The organism is Fulverythrobacter ferritrahens (assembly GCF_020539485.1).
GTDB classification, from domain to species: Bacteria; Pseudomonadota; Alphaproteobacteria; order Sphingomonadales; family Sphingomonadaceae; genus Andeanibacterium; species Andeanibacterium ferritrahens.
Genome location: NZ_JACDXU010000001.1, coordinates 1,034,873 through 1,049,955 on the forward strand (window position 1 = coordinate 1,034,873; position 15,083 = coordinate 1,049,955).

The 15,083-nt window shown below is 63.7% G+C and carries 13 protein-coding genes; 3 read left to right on the forward strand and 10 right to left on the reverse strand.

The genetic code is table 11. The features are described from left to right. Window positions 1-75 precede the first annotated feature (75 nt). Window positions 76-711, reverse strand: coding sequence for a class I SAM-dependent methyltransferase (locus tag H0274_RS05030; RefSeq protein WP_226793566.1), 636 nt, complete (start codon window positions 709-711; stop codon window positions 76-78). A gap of 166 nt (window positions 712-877) precedes the next feature. Here H0274_RS05030 and H0274_RS05035 point away from each other — a divergent pair, with 166 nt between their 5' ends. The 3 genes from H0274_RS05035 to zapE are packed head-to-tail and all read left to right on the forward strand — an operon-like array spanning window position 878 to window position 3,221. Further along, window positions 878-1,660 carry a succinate dehydrogenase iron-sulfur subunit gene (locus tag H0274_RS05035; protein WP_226793569.1) on the forward strand — a complete coding sequence of 261 codons (783 nt, stop codon included), beginning with the start codon at window positions 878-880 and terminating at the stop codon, window positions 1,658-1,660. Window positions 1,661-1,665: 5 nt separating this feature from the next. Further along, window positions 1,666-2,103 carry a GFA family protein gene (locus H0274_RS05040; RefSeq protein WP_226793572.1) on the forward strand — a complete coding sequence of 146 codons (438 nt, stop codon included), beginning with the start codon at window positions 1,666-1,668 and terminating at the stop codon, window positions 2,101-2,103. Next, complete coding sequence (gene zapE, locus H0274_RS05045; RefSeq protein WP_226793576.1) at window positions 2,103-3,221, forward strand: cell division protein ZapE; 1,119 nt, start codon at window positions 2,103-2,105, stop codon at window positions 3,219-3,221. The genes H0274_RS05040 and zapE overlap by 1 nt, the downstream gene beginning before the upstream one ends. Window positions 3,222-3,274: 53 nt before the next feature. On the opposite strand, the gene H0274_RS05050 is transcribed toward zapE, so the two are convergent. From H0274_RS05050 to H0274_RS05090, 9 genes are all read right to left on the reverse strand, one after another. Next, window positions 3,275-4,171: a crotonase/enoyl-CoA hydratase family protein gene (locus H0274_RS05050; protein WP_226793580.1), complete on the reverse strand. Its 897-nt coding sequence runs from the start codon at window positions 4,169-4,171 to the stop codon at window positions 3,275-3,277. A gap of 267 nt (window positions 4,172-4,438) precedes the next feature. Next, complete coding sequence (locus H0274_RS05055) at window positions 4,439-6,337, reverse strand: XrtA/PEP-CTERM system amidotransferase (RefSeq protein WP_226793583.1); 1,899 nt, start codon at window positions 6,335-6,337, stop codon at window positions 4,439-4,441. Between the two features lie 11 nt (window positions 6,338-6,348). Beyond that, entirely contained in the window at window positions 6,349-7,911 is a 1,563-nt protein-coding gene (xrtA, locus tag H0274_RS05060; RefSeq protein WP_226793585.1) for an exosortase A, read from the reverse strand. After that, window positions 7,901-9,139, reverse strand: a complete 1,239-nt coding sequence (locus H0274_RS05065) for a TIGR03087 family PEP-CTERM/XrtA system glycosyltransferase (RefSeq protein ID WP_226793588.1) — start codon at window positions 9,137-9,139, stop codon at window positions 7,901-7,903. Before H0274_RS05065 ends, xrtA begins: the two co-directional genes overlap by 11 nt. Continuing rightward, window positions 9,136-10,194 carry a FemAB family XrtA/PEP-CTERM system-associated protein gene (locus H0274_RS05070; RefSeq protein ID WP_226793591.1) on the reverse strand — a complete coding sequence of 353 codons (1,059 nt, stop codon included), beginning with the start codon at window positions 10,192-10,194 and terminating at the stop codon, window positions 9,136-9,138. The genes H0274_RS05065 and H0274_RS05070 overlap by 4 nt, the downstream gene beginning before the upstream one ends. Beyond that, window positions 10,191-11,090 (reverse strand): XrtA system polysaccharide deacetylase, encoded by a 900-nt coding sequence (locus H0274_RS05075; RefSeq protein WP_226793594.1) that lies wholly within the window; start codon window positions 11,088-11,090, stop codon window positions 10,191-10,193. The genes H0274_RS05070 and H0274_RS05075 overlap by 4 nt, the downstream gene beginning before the upstream one ends. 10 nt (window positions 11,091-11,100) lie before the next feature. Continuing rightward, complete coding sequence (locus tag H0274_RS05080) at window positions 11,101-12,282, reverse strand: XrtA/PEP-CTERM system-associated ATPase (RefSeq protein ID WP_226793597.1); 1,182 nt, start codon at window positions 12,280-12,282, stop codon at window positions 11,101-11,103. Between the two features lie 31 nt (window positions 12,283-12,313). Next, window positions 12,314-13,957, reverse strand: coding sequence for an autotransporter outer membrane beta-barrel domain-containing protein (locus H0274_RS05085; protein ID WP_226793600.1), 1,644 nt, complete (start codon window positions 13,955-13,957; stop codon window positions 12,314-12,316). 1 nt (window position 13,958) lies between these two features. After that, entirely contained in the window at window positions 13,959-15,083 is a 1,125-nt protein-coding gene (locus H0274_RS05090) for a P-loop NTPase family protein (protein WP_226793603.1), read from the reverse strand.

Consider the following 15,083-nt stretch of genomic DNA (forward strand, 5'->3'; position numbering starts at 1 on the left):
GCTGCTGGATGTGGCTGGCGGGAAATACGGCCCTCGTCGTCGTAATGGTGACGCTACATCATCGCTGTCCGGCCTCTACGGCCCGGGCTTCACGGCGACGCCCCATTCCATGAACCCGGCCCAGCGGGGCATCTTGCTCATGTAGAGACTGCTGGAATCCGCAATCTCGAAACCAGTCCGTTTCACGGCGGGCCTCACTTCGCGGGTCAGATGGCAATTGCCCATCATCCTCTTCCAGACCGGCTCGATCATACGCTGGGCGCGATAAACGCCGGGTTCCGGCGCGCGGCCATGTTCGAGGAACAACAGCCTGCCGCCGGGCGCCATAATACGGCGCATCTCCGCGAGCACACGCGTCTGATCGGTGACCGAGCACATTGTGTAGGTACAGACCACCGTATCGAAACTGTCATCCGGAAAGGGGATCGCTTCACCCTTCCCGATCCGGATATCGGCCTGCCAGCCCTTCTCCTGCGCGGCCTTCAGCGCGCCGTCCAGCATGGCGGGGGAAGGATCGATAGCAGCAAAGCTCGTCACGCGGGACGGATCGTAGAATTGCTGGTTCAGCCCGCCGCCACAACCCAGTTCGAATACGCGGCCTTGCGCCAGCGGCACTAGGTGGCCCCGCAATTCATGGATGCGCGCATCATTGCAGGCGCACTTGATGATCCGGGGGAGGACAGCCTCCTCATACCAGCTGCGCAGTCCCATCCGCTCTCCTCTTCCGCCCGCCGTGCCCTGCCGGACCGGCGTAGTTCTATCGGAAAGGGTAATGGGCTGGCCTGGGGGGATGACGCAATGGTCTTTTTCACGCCCCACCGCCTTGCCCCGCGCCGCACAATCGCTAGAGAGAACGAGACTCAGCAGGATCGCACCGATGGCAACCTTCACACTCCCCGCGAACAGCAAGATCACCGGCAAGAGCCGCGACCATTCCACACCCGGCGCCACTCGCCCCAAGAAGTTCAAGGTCTATCGCTATGACCCGGAGAGCGGAGAGAATCCGCGCTTCGACACATTCGAGCTGGATCTGGACCAGACAGGCCCGATGGTGCTGGACGCCCTGCTCAAGATCAAGAACGAGGTGGACCCCACCCTCACCTTCCGCCGCTCCTGCCGCGAAGGGATCTGCGGATCCTGCGCGATGAACATGAACGGCAAGAACGGCTTGGCCTGCACCACCGCGATTGAGGATCTTTCAGGCGAAATCCGCATCACGCCGCTGCCGCATATGGAAGTGGTGAAGGATCTGGTGCCCGATTTCACCCATTTCTACGCGCAATATGCCTCGATTCGCCCCTGGCTTCAAACGGTCAGCCCCACGCCTTCGGGCAAGGAACGGCTGCAGAGCCCCGAACAGCGCGAGAAGCTGGACGGGCTTTACGAGTGCATCCTGTGCGCCTGCTGCTCCACTTCCTGCCCAAGCTATTGGTGGAATTCGGACAAGTTCCTCGGCCCGGCCATTCTTCTGCAGGCCTATCGTTGGCTGGCTGACAGCCGTGACGAGATGACCGGTGAGCGGCTGGACGAGCTGGAAGATCCCTTCCGCCTCTATCGCTGCCACACGATCATGAACTGCGCCAATGCCTGCCCCAAGGGCCTCAGCCCCGCCCGCGCCATTGCCGAGATCAAGAAGATGCAGGCAGAAAGGCACGGCTGATCGCCATGGTGGATGCCGGTACTGTTCTGGAAGGTGGCTGCCTGTGCGGAGCGATCCGTTACAGGCTGACCGGCCCCAGCCTGTTCGTCTCGCAATGTTGCTGCAAGGATTGCCAGAAGGCCACCGGCACCGGCCATACGACCATCGTAGGCATTCACAAAAGCCAGCTCGAACTGGAAGGCACACCTGCAACCTACACCAATGTGGGGGAAACCGGCGGCAGTGTCACTCGCCATTTCTGCGGCACCTGTGCGGGGCGGCTCTATACGTCGGGGGATCTGCCGGGCGATCACATCATGGTGCAGGCCGGATCGCTGGACGATCCCAGCGCCATTTCGCCGCAAAGCGTGATCTATCTGAAGAATGCCCCAGTCTGGGATCGCTTCGACCCTGACCTGCCCAAGTTCGAGGCCATGCAGCCGCGCGAAAATCACGCCCGCTGATGACCGGAATGCTGGTTCGGTACGAGGCTTTGCTGGCCGCCGGCGAGTTGCGCCCCGATCCGGAGCAACGCGCGGCAGCAGGGCGGTTGGATGCGCTGCAGCGCGAGTTGGAGCAAGGCTCTCACAAACCGGGGCTGCTGGGGCGGCTGTTCGGCAAGAAGGCCGGGAACCCGCGCGGGGTCTATCTGTGGGGCGGCGTCGGGCGCGGCAAGTCCATGTTGATGGACCTGTTTCACGAAACGCTGGGCATTCCTGAGAAACGTCGCGTCCATTTCCATGCTTTCATGCTGGAAGTCCACGCCCTGCTGCGCGAGGCCCGACAGAGCGAGAGCGGCGATCCGATCCCGCCTGTTGCCGCAAAACTGGCCCAGGGCCTGCGAGTCCTCGCTTTTGACGAAATGGTGGTGAACAATTCCGCCGATGCCATGATCATGAGCCGCCTGTTCCGCGCATTGATGATGGACGAAGGCGTTACGGTGGTGACCACATCGAACCGTGCGCCTTCCGATCTCTACAAGGATGGCCTCAATCGCGAGCATTTCCTGCCCTTCATCTCACTCATCGAAAGCGAGATGGACGTGCTGGCCCTCAACGGTCCCGTCGATTACCGGCTCCAGCGTCTCGGCGGAATGGCCACCTGGCACACTCCGCTTGGCCCCGAAGCGACGGATCAGGTGCGGGAGGCGTTCTTCCGCCTGACCGATTACGCGCCCGAAGATGCCGCCCATGTGCCGAGTGCGGAACTTGAGGTTGGCGGGGGGCGTAAGCTGTTCGTGCCCAAGAGCCTGAAGGGCGTGGGAGTATTCAGCTTCAAACGGCTATGCGGCGAGGCGCGCGGCGCGGCGGATTACCTTGCCATTGCCAGAACCTATCACACCGTGATTCTGGTCGGGATACCGGTGATGGGTCCGGATCAGCGCAACGAAGCCGCGCGCTTCGTGACGCTGATCGATGCCCTGTACGAACATAATGTAATCCTGCTGGCGGCCGCAGCGGCAGAGCCCGAGAACCTCTACAAGGCAGGAGACGGGCGCTTCGAATTCGAACGCACCGTCAGCCGCCTGATGGAAATGCAGAGCGCCGATTATCTTGCCAGAGGCCACGGCGCCGCCAGCTGATTTGCGGGGTCCGATTTGCGGGGGGCCCGATCCGCAAATGCCCGATCAGTGCATCAGGCTGCCGCGCGTGAAAGCCTTGTCTGGGCCGCCGCAAGCCTGCTCATCACCTTGAGGTCCTGCTCCCGCAATTGCAGCGCGGCATCGGCCCACAGATCGACGATCCGCTTCATTTCCTCAAGCCGGATCGGCTGTGCAACTTTCATTGCCTTGCGGGCATTCACAAGGCCACCATGGCGCCGTTCGGACTTGTCGATGAAGTCCCGGCAGGCCTTGAGCCCCTCCCCCGGTTCGGCCAGCTTATGGACGATCCCCAAATCATACATCTGCTCTGCGGTGTAGGTCTCGTTGGATACGATCAGCCGGTCAGCCATCGCCGCGCCGAGCTTTCGCGACAGATAGGCATGAGCGCCCATGCCGGGGAACAGGCCGAACATCACTTCAGGCAGGCCGAAAGTCGCGCCCCGTTCCGCGATGATGTAGTCAAACGACAGAAGCGCCTCGAAACCGCCGCCCAGCGCCGCACCTTCGACAAGGCCGATGGTCAGCATCGGAAGATCGAGGCACTGCGTGTTGCGCTGCAGGATCTCCACGCATTTATAGCCGTATTGGGCCAGCGCGGCACGATCGCGTTGCCTGATAAGCCTCTGGAAAAGCTCCAGATCGCCGCCGAAGCAGAATACGCCTGGCGCCCGGCTTCCCAGAACGAGGAAACGCAGCGGCACCTTTCCGGGGCCAAAACTATCCCCGATCAGACGCTGCCAGTTGATGAAATCGCCCAGCATGGCCGGAGAAAAACTCGGCCGCCCGGCAGGGCGCATATAGGTCCAGAGGGTCTGGCGGGAATCCTCGTAGAGGACATCCAGTTCCTTGAGCTGGAACAGCTCTTCCGGAATGGCCAGGTGCCTTGCCCCCGCAGTGACGAGATATTCCTCGCCCTCACCGAGAAGCATGGCGGGGCGCTCGCCCCCATCAGATTCCAATTCGCCCCTGTCGAGACTGCTCGCCAGTCGATCCATAGACAGATCCCTCTTTCGCGACCCCCTGTCTGCTGAATTTTTATGTTCTTCGCAGAAGTCATTGAAGAATCTACGTCACGGGGGAGACTCTTGGCAAACGATTTGTTTACCAAACTCATCCGCAATGACGCTTATCTCCCTCCCAGCTGGCGCAACGGGCTATCCATTTGCCTTCGATGGTTGGGCCCAAAAGGGAGCGCCTCAGCCGGAAATGCCCAGCTGGCGCAGCGATCTGTCGAGCATCAGCAATTGCCACAAAAGCCGCGAACGATCCGCCCGGCCCGAGATATGTTCTTCCGCCAGGCGCGCGATCCGGCCCGCGCTGAACCAGCCTGTCCGGGCGATTCCAGCGGAAGAGGCAATCGCCCGCGCCTCGCCCGCAAGCGGCCCGCGCAGCCATTGCGCGATAGGGGTAACGAAGCCCTGCTTGGGGCGAAACAGGATCGTGTCAGGCAAATATCGACGCATGGTCTGCTTCATCAGCCATTTGCCCTGCTTGCCGCGCACCCGCATTCTGTCAGGTAGCGAGGCGGCAAATTCCACCAGGCGGTGATCGAGGAGAGGTTCCCGCGCTTCCAGGCTGACAGCCATGCTCGTGCGGTCCACCTTGGTGAGAATGTCCCCCGGCAGCCAGAACTTGAGATCGACATATTGCGCGCGGTCCAGCCCGGAGCGAGCGGGCGCGGCCCGCATCATCTCGATGAAGGGAAGCTCGGCACTGTACCCCGCCAGTTCCCGGCGCATGGCGTCGCTATATAGCCCGGCGCGCAGATCAGGGCGATTGATTGCCAGAGCGGCGGCATAGGCTTCCTCGCCATTGGCAGCCAGAGCTTCCAGCGTCGATTTCGCCCGCATGGGCCGCGGGGCCCAATCCGCCTTGGGATAGAGCGCGCCCAGCGCCCCGAACACCGGCGCGCGCAAGGCCGACGGCAGGAAGGATCGCACCCGATCCTCATGCGCCTGGAACACCTGCCGTCGATAGCCGGCAAAGGCCTCGTCCGCTCCGTCGCCCGAAAGGGCCACCGTCACATGCTGCCGCGCCAGTTGGCATACCCGCCAGGTCGGCAATGCGGAGGCATCTGCGAAAGGCTCGTCAAACATGGCGGCGAGCCGATCAATCTCCGCGAAATCGTCGGCCGCCACCACTTTGCTGTGATGATCGGTGGCAAACAACCGGGCCACTTCGCTGGCATAGCCCGTCTCGTCCTCAGCCTCGACATCGAACCCGATGGAGCAGGTCCGCACCGGCTCGCGACTGGCCTCGGCCATCAGCGCCACCACGCTGGAACTGTCCACCCCGCCGGAAAGGAACGCGCCGAGAGGCACATCGGCCACCATGCGCGATGTCACTGCCTCGCGCAGGTGATGCAGCAGTTCAGCGCCCAGATCGGCTTCCGATCCACGGCGGCGGGAGGCGAAGCTCACATCCCACCATTTGATCGGCGCGGATGGCGCGGTATTGTGGCGCAGCAGGCGATAATGGCCTGCGGGCAGCTTCTCCACACCCTTCAGGATGGAGCGATGATCGGGAACATAACCCCAGGTGAGGTAATCCTCTATCGCCAGCGGATCGACTTCCCGCCGCAACAACGGATGAGCCAGCAGGCCTTTTAGCTCCGAAGCGAAGGCGACGCTGCCGTCGCTAAGCTGCGCAAGGAACAGGGGTTTCACGCCAAGGCGATCCCGCGCCAGAAACAAGGTGCGATCCGCCATGTCATACAGGGCGAAGGCGAACATGCCCTGCAACCGGTCGAGACAGGCAACGCCCCATTTGCGCCAGGCAGCCAGGATCACTTCGGTATCGCCATGCGTGCGGAATTCCGCGCCGCCTGCCTCAAGTTCCCGGCGCAACTCTCGGAAATTGTAGATTTCTCCGTTGAACACGATCACCGCGCGTCCATCTGCCGACTGCATCGGCTGGGGCGATCCGGCCAGATCGATGATGGAGAGACGCCGATGGCCCAGCCCCACGCCGGGTGCGGTCCACACGCCGCCGCCATCGGGCCCGCGATGGACGAGCGCATCGCACATACGCTCGACCCGCGCGGGATCGACCGGCTTGGGCGTCTGGCAATGGAAGATCCCGGCAATTCCGCACATAATTCGGCCAGTTAGGGAAGTTGAGCGATGCCGTCCATCCATTCACCCACTGGGCCAGTGGCACGACGGAAGGCAGCGATGCTCTGGGCGGCGGGGTGACCGGGCCGCTCCTCCGCGGAGAGGACAAGCGTCATGGTCGGTTCGGCGCGAACAAGCAGCCGATCGCGCATATTGGCCAGTTTCAGGCGCGAATTGCTGCCGGTCAGCAAATCGCCGGTGCGATAGAAGGTCGCCGCGAGACGGGATACGCGGCCCTGCGCCAGCAGCAGATCGGCCTGGGCATCGGGAATGGCAGGGCCAGGCTTGAGCCAGCGCCAGTCGCTGTCAGGCACCAGAGCGCCCTGCCCGAACGCCCCGGCCTCGCGCCCTTCGTCCTGCGCTGAATAGAATGCGTAGAACACATCAACCTCATGCCCATGGCCGTCCACATAACGGCCAAGCAGGCGATGATCGGCCCCGCTTGCGCGCGGCTCCCACCAGACCTGCGGGCGGTAGTCCACCATCTTCCAGCCCGGCACCACGGGCAATGCGATCTGCGGAGGAACAGGCGCGGCGAGCCGCTCTGCCCGAGCCGCCCAGGCGCCGGTCAGCAGCACAAGCGCAACAATTGCCAGCAGGGCGCCCCATCCATTGATGCTGAACCGTGCAAGCCGCGCGAGAAATGGAGCAGCCGAAATGGCACCGGCGTCAATCAGCGGATCGTCAGCCGCACGGTCGAAAAAGCGCCATCCCAGCGCGAGCAAAACCCCCATCACGATGGCGAAGAACACCCAGCCATAGAAAATATGGTCAAACCCCTGGGCGAATTCCACGCCCTGAAACTGGGCGATATAGATCGTGCCCCAAGCCCTGACACCATTGGCCAGGACCGGCAGGATCACCGCCACCGCGACAAAGGCGATCCGTCGCCCCCATCGCTCGAAACAGACATGCGCGACCAATGTGCCAAGGGCGATCATCGCGATCAGGAATTTCACGCCCGAACAGGCTTCCGCCACTTCGAAAAGCCCCGCGGGCGTGTCGATAAACACCCCCTCGATCCGGGCTGGAATGCCGCTCAGATGCGTAAGGCCGATAGTCAGTTCGGCCGTGATCATCTGCAGGGTCGGCACCAGTTCGTCTCCAAAGGGGACGAGGAACAGCAGATAGGCCAGCGGAAAGAGCAACCCTGCCGCCACGCGCGGCCCCAGCAAGGTGAGCGCGGCGCCCTGCAAGGCCGCCACCGCACCCAGCTGCCGCGCCAGATTGAGGCCGGAAATCGCGCCAAGCAGCCATAGGATTGCGGCACCCGCCACCACGATCAGCCCCGGCCACCAGGAGGAAGGAACGAGCCGCGCCAGTTCGCGCGCCCGCAGCCAGACAAGCCAGCCCACAATCGCAGGCACCAGCAATATGTGATTATAGGTGGAACTGTTCCACCACTGATCGGCCATCTCGGCCCAGTCGTGCCAGAACCATGCGATCAGCCCGATCCATGCCAGTGCGAGGCGGACAAGCGGAAGCTGCCATTGCCTCGGGAACCGGGCGATCAGGCCACCGAACCCGCCGCGAAGCGTCGCGGCATCATGCGGCATTTCGGCTCGCCTTTTCCGGGCGAGGCAAACCCATGATATCCGGAAGATCGGCCAACATTGCCGCCCAGCCCCGCTGCTCCACCACGAATTGCCGGGCCGCCGTTCCCATGGCCCTCGCCCGCGCCGGATCCTCCAGCATTGCCCGGACGCACTGCGTCAGCTCTGCATCGCTATCGCCCACGCGGAAATGGACACCATCCTGTGCGCCAATTCCCGTCGCCGCGCCGGGTGTGAGCACCACCGGGCAGGCCATGGCCATAGCTTCCAGCACCTTGTTCTGGACACCGCGCGCCAGGACCAGCGGTGCGATCGCGATGTCCGCCCCGGCAAGAAACGGCCGGACATCGGGAACTTCTCCCCAGATGCGCACTCCGCCCTGCCCGTCATGCGCAAGCAGTTCCTTCGAGGGGGCCCGTCCGACGACATGGAACCGGGCGCCAGGCCATTCGCGGCGCGATTCGGGCAGGATGTGCCGGATGACGCGCATCGCGGCTTCTACATTGGGCGCGTAATCCATCTGGCCGGTGAAGACGAGATGCGGCCCCGGATTCTCGTCCAGCGGATGCTCCGCCATAGGGGCGGCAGGGTTAAAACTGGCGGTGTCGATGCCATTGCCCAGTGCCCGCACCTTTTCTCTGGCGGGTCCTCGCAGGCGGGAACGCAGCAGCTCGGCTTCGGCTTCGCTGACAAGCAGAGTCACAGCGGAAGCATTGGCAAGGCGCTGCTCCTCGGCCTGCAACAGCCGCCCCTCGCGCGCATCGATCCACGCGCGAAGGCCGCTTCCGCCAGCGGCGTAACTCTCGAACTTGGCGGAATCGACATCTACGAGATCGACCACCAGGCGGCCGGAAAACCCCGCCGGCACATATTGGCCCATCTGGCCGGAGAAGACGTAGATTGCCGAGATCGGCCGGGTGCGGAGGATGTCCTCGACATAATTGGCCAGTGCCGCGCTGCCAAAGGCTGCAATGCTGACCGCCTCCCCCCGCAGCAACGCCTCGCATCCGGCGACGATCAGCGGGCGGGAACGCGAAACGAGACGGTATGAGGCAGCAATCGCGGCAAGATCACCTTCATGCGCCCAATCGTCCGGATTATCGACGAAACTCGCGACATGAACGGGGGCAAGCGCCGCCAGCGCCGTGAGTATGTGGTGGGACCGGATCTTATCCCCCCGATTGGGCGGAAATGGCAGGCGGTGGGCAAGAAAGAGGATTTCCCCGCTCATCCCAGACCCCGGGCAATGATCGGGCCGAGCCGGTTGGCTACCGCCAGCGGCAATCTCCGCCACAGCGCGATCCGGGCCGCATGGCGCGCGCTGGTGGGGTCCGCATCGCGCTTGGCCGTGCCCGGTGCCGTCCAGCTGGCATAGGCCAGCGGCGTAGGCTCGAAGCCCCAGTTCTTCTTGAAATGCCAGGCGCCGCTATTGGTCTTCGAACGGCCGAAATCGAACCGTGTGCAGCCCCGCGCGCGGGCATGACGCATCAGTTCGAAATACATCCGGTCATTCGCGCGCAATGTCCGGGCAGCCGCCACACCGCCACCCCAATAGGGCAGCACCGCACCCTGATGATAGAAGGACAGGACGCTCGCCACTGGGTTACCACCATGGCGGATGGTCAATATGTCCGCATCGAGAGCGTCGAGCATTGCTTCAAACAGGGAGCGCGGGAAAACGGGTGTGCCGAGATTGCGCACGCTTTCGGCATAGACGGCATAATGTGCCGCGCGGTCTTCCGCCCCCGTGCCGACGTGGACGGTCAGATCCTGCTCCAATCCCTTGCGAACCTCGGCCCTCTGCTTGCGCGGAATGGCCAGAAGTTGTGCTTCATCATCGGGCGCCAGTTCCCACTCAAAGCCGCAATGGCTGTCCGTCCGGATGTCCCAGGCATGGGGCAAGGCCCCGCCGCGCAGTTCCACCGTGGTGCAACTGTGGCGCAGGGCCAGTTCCTCTGCTGCGCGTGCCAGCGCCTCCGCGCTTTCGCTCCGCTGGGCCAGGATTCCCCCCCCCACCGCGAAGCCGCTGGAAACCATCGCGCTGCCGAAAATGGGAGAATGGATGCGGCTGAGCGGTAGCCAACCGGTGATTGCGCCCGCCTTTTCCGCCACCAGCCCCAACGCCTTCTGGCCCGTGCCTTGTTCCACTGCTGCGAGCCATGCCGGACGATGGAAGATCGTGCCTTTCATCGCCGCTACGAAACCTTCGATCCGCGCGGTCTCGCCCCGCTCGCGCAGATCGACCGTGCGGACCGTCTCACCGGCAAGGGAAAAAGGCGCGTTCACGCCGCCAGATCCAGCGCGCGCGGGGCCTCCTGCCGGGCAAGCTCATCCATCCGGCCCCAACGAAAATCTCTCAGCAATTGCTCCAGCTTTCCGGCCATGCCACCCAGATTGGTATAATGGCGCAGGCGCGATTTGAGCGGAGCATTGGCGACGCGCGGCTGGCCGGGATCGATTTCCCACGGGTGGAAATAGAAGATGGCGGGCCGGCCGTCGCGCCCGTTTACCTGGCGGATTGCCCAACGCGAAAAACCATAGGGCAACACACGAAAGAACCCGCCGCCGCCCGCTGCAAGCCGCCTGCCTGCGAATTCCGCCGTGGTGACAGGAATTTCCACCAGATCGCTGTCCGCCAGCGGCCTGAAAGCGAAACGCGGCGCGTCCCGCCAGCCATAGTGATCGTGGGTGATCGGCGCCACGCTGGAGGAATAGGCATAGCCCTGCTTCGCCAGTTCCTCGTGTGCCCAGGGCGTGCGGGCATCGATGGAGAAGCTGGGCGCACGATAGCCGGTAACGGCCATTCCGCTCGAATCCTCGATTTCCTGCTGCGCGCGGCGTATATCCTCGGCAAAGCTGGCGCGATCAAGCGTATGGACGCGGGCGTGATCCCAGCCATGGCTGGCCAGTTCATGCCCCCGCTCCGCGATCCGGCGCATCAATGCCCGGTTGCGCTGTGCGACCCAGCCCAGGGTAAAGAATGTGGCCTTCACGTCAGCCTTGTCGAACAGGTCGAGGATTTCTTCGACATTGCGTTCAACACGCGCGGCCAGACCATCCCATGCGCCACGCTCGATCACATGTTCGAACGCGCCGACCTGGAACCAGTCCTCCACATCAACGGACAGGCCGTTGACCGGAGTGCCGCCTGCTGGAGGCAGAGAGAGCGCTTCCTCGCTCACGCCTTCATCCTCACGCCGCGATTTGCGAAGGGTCGTTTTCGATCCACTCGATCAACATGGTCAGCGTGTGACGCATCGTGCGCTCCTGCTCGATCAACCGGGCTTCAAGCTGAGCCACACGTTCCCGCAGCGCCTCGATTTCGGGGCTGGCAGCCTCGGTCTGCGCATCGCCCCGGGAATAGGACAATTCAACGACCGCCTGCTGCAGTTCCGCGATCTGGTTGTCGCGTTCCGCCAGCGCGCGGCGCAGTTCCTCGGGCCTGATTCCGGCCACGGGAGCGGCAGGACGCGGGGCGGTCGCGGCTTCTGCCGCAGCGGCCTGTTCCACCTGTGCGGGCGTGCGCGCCTTCACTACCGGTGCGGCGGCGGGGAAGGCATTGTCGCCATCCATTTCCGCCAGCACCGCATGGAGCATGGCCGCATCGATGCGAGAGCGCTGCTCCACCGCGCCCAGCAGCATAAGGCGATTGGCAATCTGGTTGATCCGGCGCGGAATGCCGCCCGATGCTTCGTAAAGTTCCGCAAAAACGCGCTGGTCGAAAGAGGGACTGGAGCCATCCCACCCGACATGCTTCAGGCGATGGACCACATAGGGCTCGATCTCCGCCGCATCCATCGGTTCCAGATGGTGGGCCGCGATCACGCGCTGGCGCAATTGCTCCAGCCCGCCTTCGGACTGCAGCATGGCGCGGAATTCCGGCTGGCCAAGCAGCAGGGTCTGCAACAGCGGATGCGAACCGAGCTGGAAGTTGGAGAGCATGCGCAGTTCTTCCAGCGCGGCGACCGAAAGATTCTGCGATTCATCGACGATCAGCAGACAGCGACGGCCCGCGCGCGCTTCCTCATGCAGGAAGCCCTCGATCGAGCCGAGCGCGCTGGCCTTGTCATGCCCGGTAATGTCCAGGCCGAAGCTCTGCGCCACCACATGGACGATTTCCTCATCGTCCAGCTTGCTGGTCACCACCTGGCCGACGGTGAGCTGGGCCGGATCGATCGAGGCCACGAGATGCGCCACCAGAGTGGACTTGCCCGCCCCGACCTCGCCGGTGATGACGATGAAACCTTCCCCCTGCGCCAGGCCATAGCGCAGATAGGACAGCGCCTTGCGGTGCGTCCCGCTGGGGAAATAGAAGGCCGGATCCGGCGTCAGCTGGAACGGCTTTCCCGTGAGCCCGTAAAAATCGTCGAACATTATCCCTACCTCCGGGCCCAGGCCGAATAGTTTAGAACGAATATCGCATACCAAGCAGCGCCGCGGCAGACAAAGTGTCATCCAGCGTGCTGTTGTCGCGATTCACGCCATCGATACTGACGGCAGCCGTTGCCGAAAGATGCTGCGTGATGGAACGATAATAAGCGGCCGAGGCGCCAAAGCCGGTCGAACCGCCCGCCAGTTCGAAATCACTGTCGAACCAGCTGGCATAGATATTGGTCGAAACGCTGGAACTGTCACCCAGGCGGCCATTGAGATAGGCCGCAAGCCAGACGGTTTCGTCGGCCTTGCCGTTCACATCGGCCAGAACCGTGTTGTCGGCGGCGATGAACTTGCGGTTGTCATATCCCGCGCCGATGCCTGCCTGCCAGCGGCCGAACCGCTTGGCATAAGTGGCGGCCACGCCGCGCGAGCGGAAGGTGGAAGAGCGCACGGCGCTCAGCACGCTGCCAAGGCAGGCGCCCTTGTCGAGACTGTCGACGCAGCCGGTGATGTCGCCCGAGATCGGATTGCGAAGCGCCTGAAACTCGGTCGGCAGATTGGCCAGCGCATTGTTCAACTGGCCGCCGAAGCCCGATACTGTGTCATAAACGCCCACATTGAAGCTGGAGCGCGAGCTGGGCTGGTAGGACAGCGAGCCGTAATAGCTCATCGAGCCATAGCGGCGGCCCACATGCGCTTCCAGCGACGTGCGCCGGCTCGGACGCCAGAGCACGCCTGCGTCCCAGATCAGCCCATCGGTCTGATAGGCGATCTGGCGGGGTGAGGATTTATCGGTGACATAGCGGCCATCGGCGCCCACCACCGGCTTGCCCTGCCCGTCCAGCACCGCGTCGCGCGAGGAAATCTTCACATCTTCATAGCCGACGCCGCCAACCAGCGCCAAGGAGGGGCTGACCGGCACGGTCACATCGGCGCGCACATGGCGATCATCCACGCGCTGATCGAGATTGTTGATGTCCTCGCGATACCATCCGGCACCCACACCGACACCCACCGGCAGCAGCGTATTCGGCCGCGCGCCGACGCGAAGCTGGGCATTCTGCACCACGCTTTCGTCGAACACATCCACCGGTTCTGCCCCCGGAGCACTCACCAGCGCATCGGGTTCTTCAACCTTGGTGTAGCCGATGCGGTAATGCCCTTCGACTTCCAGATCGCCCATGCCCGTATGCAGCGAAGGACCGGCATAGACGCCGTAGATATTGGCCTTGCCCGCATTGTCCACGATCGGGCTGAGGATGGAGGCGCCATTGCCTTCCACCCGGGTGCGCGCCGCGATGCCGCCTGCTTCAAGCGTCAGCGTCTGCGGAATGAGGCCGACGCCCACGCGGGCAATGCCGCTGATGAGATCGCCATCGGGGGAATCCTTTTCCCACCCGATACGCCGTTCATAGCGCAGCGAGATGGCGCCTGCCGTATTGCGACCCGTCACCTGAGCATCCACGCCTGCGGCAATGCGCGAATAGGTCACCACATCATTGCCCGGCGAAAGCTCCGCCGTGAGAACCTGCGCTGCCTCGATATAGGGCGTGACCGAAACCTGGCGGGGTTTGCCCTCCGCCTCTTCCGCATGGGCGGCAAGAGGCAGCGCGGCGCAGCCAAGGACAATCGGGAGGGTATAAAGGCGGTGGGCCACAAACCGGCGGGCCATCTTACGCTCCATATCCATAATAGGAGCCGAAGCGCCGACCGCTGGGGCTGAAACGCGCATCATTCAGCAACAACTTGATGTCTTCGCAATGGGACAGCAGGTGCAGTGCATCCTCGATGGATCGCTGGCCAGTGGAATCGGCCCGGACGATCAGCACCGCCTGCCCGACATATTTGGCGATTTCCGCGGCCGGCGATGCCGCCAGAACCGGCGGAGAATCGAAAATGACCATACGATTGGGCGCGCCCTGCGTCAGCCGGTCGAGCAGCTGCGCGGTCTTGCCGGAGGCGAGATATTCGCTGTCGCGCGTGGTCTGGTTTCCAGCGGGCAGCACCCACAGGCCGGGAATGTCCGTGCCCAGCACGCAATCCTCGACCCGGATCGAAGGATCGGCCAGCGCATCCATCAGCCCCGGGCCGCCGGGCAGGCCCAGCACTGAAAGGATGGAAGGCTTGGCGAAATCGGCATCCACCAGCAGCACCTCGCCATCGCGCTCCGCCGCCATGGCCAGCGCGAGATTGGTGGCGCAGAAAGTCTTGCCTTCGCCCGGCAATGGCGAACAGACCAGCATCCGCTGGGCCTTGCCGCCCATGCCCTTCACTTGAGCCTCGCGCGCGGACTGCAGCAATTCGCGCTTCACGATGCGAAATTCCTCAAGCAGGGTCGAAACCGTGCCTTCAGGCTCGATCAGGCCCTGCTCGCGCAGATGGGCGCGGTTGATCGGGTGCCGGGTTGCCGGGAAATCCACCGGATTTGCAGGCGGCGTCTGCATGGCAGCAGGTGCAGGTTCCGCAATCTTCGCGGCAGGCTTCTGGGGGGCAACCGAAGCCGGCTCCGCGGCGACCTTCTGGACCGGCGGGATCACCGGCGCGCCAATCGGCACCGGGCGCGCATCGGGGGGCGGAGGCCGCCGGCGTTTGATCCGGGTGGGAATGTCCGCCAGGTTCTTCGGCACCGGCGCGGGAGTGAACGAACCGCCCAGATCGAAAGCGCCATTCGCGCGCTCGAACAGCGAGCCGCCTTCCTTTGCGCCCTTATCCTCGCCCGATGCGCCTCCGTCGTTCTGGGGACCGTCCCGGGAATCGTCGCGTTCCGGAGGAAGCGGGATCTTGCTCTGATCGGTCAT

What these genes read in the sequence shown, in the direction of transcription:
- H0274_RS05050 (WP_226793580.1), bottom strand. Translation starts at nt 4,171, where the DNA reads ATGCTTCTCGGTGAGGGCGAGGAATATCTCGTCACTGCGGGGGCAAGG.
- H0274_RS05085 (WP_226793600.1), bottom strand. Translation starts at nt 13,957, where the DNA reads ATGGCCCGCCGGTTTGTGGCCCACCGCCTTTATACCCTCCCGATTGTC.
- xrtA (WP_226793585.1), bottom strand. Translation starts at nt 7,911, where the DNA reads ATGCCGCATGATGCCGCGACGCTTCGCGGCGGGTTCGGTGGCCTGATC.
- zapE (WP_226793576.1), top strand. Translation starts at nt 2,103, where the DNA reads ATGACCGGAATGCTGGTTCGGTACGAGGCTTTGCTGGCCGCCGGCGAG.
- H0274_RS05080 (WP_226793597.1), bottom strand. Translation starts at nt 12,282, where the DNA reads ATGTTCGACGATTTTTACGGGCTCACGGGAAAGCCGTTCCAGCTGACG.
- H0274_RS05065 (WP_226793588.1), bottom strand. Translation starts at nt 9,139, where the DNA reads ATGAGCGGGGAAATCCTCTTTCTTGCCCACCGCCTGCCATTTCCGCCC.
- H0274_RS05035 (WP_226793569.1), top strand. Translation starts at nt 878, where the DNA reads ATGGCAACCTTCACACTCCCCGCGAACAGCAAGATCACCGGCAAGAGC.
- H0274_RS05090 (WP_226793603.1), bottom strand. Translation starts at nt 15,083, where the DNA reads ATGACCGATCAGAGCAAGATCCCGCTTCCTCCGGAACGCGACGATTCC.
- H0274_RS05040 (WP_226793572.1), top strand. Translation starts at nt 1,666, where the DNA reads ATGGTGGATGCCGGTACTGTTCTGGAAGGTGGCTGCCTGTGCGGAGCG.
- H0274_RS05055 (WP_226793583.1), bottom strand. Translation starts at nt 6,337, where the DNA reads ATGTGCGGAATTGCCGGGATCTTCCATTGCCAGACGCCCAAGCCGGTC.
- H0274_RS05030 (WP_226793566.1), bottom strand. Translation starts at nt 711, where the DNA reads ATGGGACTGCGCAGCTGGTATGAGGAGGCTGTCCTCCCCCGGATCATC.